1 protein-coding gene is annotated in these 366 nt (G+C 63.7%); it reads left to right on the top strand.

Annotation, left to right across the window (positions count from 1 at the left end; all coding sequences use genetic code 11):
* Nucleotides 1-23 precede the first annotated feature (23 nt).
* The coding region (locus AC0L3B_RS38655; RefSeq protein ID WP_473382910.1) for a hypothetical protein at nucleotides 24-366 on the top strand (343 nt) is incomplete at its 3' end.

Raw genomic sequence — 366 nt, 5'->3', positions numbered from 1 at the left:
CTTTTCGAGCAAGGACGCTCACCATGCGCTTGTTAATGGTTCTTCTGGTCGGCTTTCTCCCGTGCTGGGCCTGGGCCGAGGGCTGCCCCGATGATCCCCGATCGCAAATCGACACCTTGGCCAGGCAGGTCAGCCAGTGGGATGACGCCTACCACCGACAGGGCCAAACCCCCGTCAGCGACGAACTTTACGACCAGGCCCACCGACGCCTGGCCCAGTGGCGCAAATGTGCGCACCAAACCACACCCAAAACTGAAAACCCGCTGGCAAGCTCACGCGGCACGCTTCGCCATCCGGTTGCGCATACCGGGCTGGAGAAGCTGCTGGATGCGGCCGAGGTAGGTGACTGGCTCAGCACCCGGCGGG

Source organism: Bradyrhizobium sp. Kon56 (genome assembly GCF_055807635.1).
Note: the sequence above shows the minus strand (reverse complement) of the source record. Positions and strands in the feature narration are given on the sequence as shown.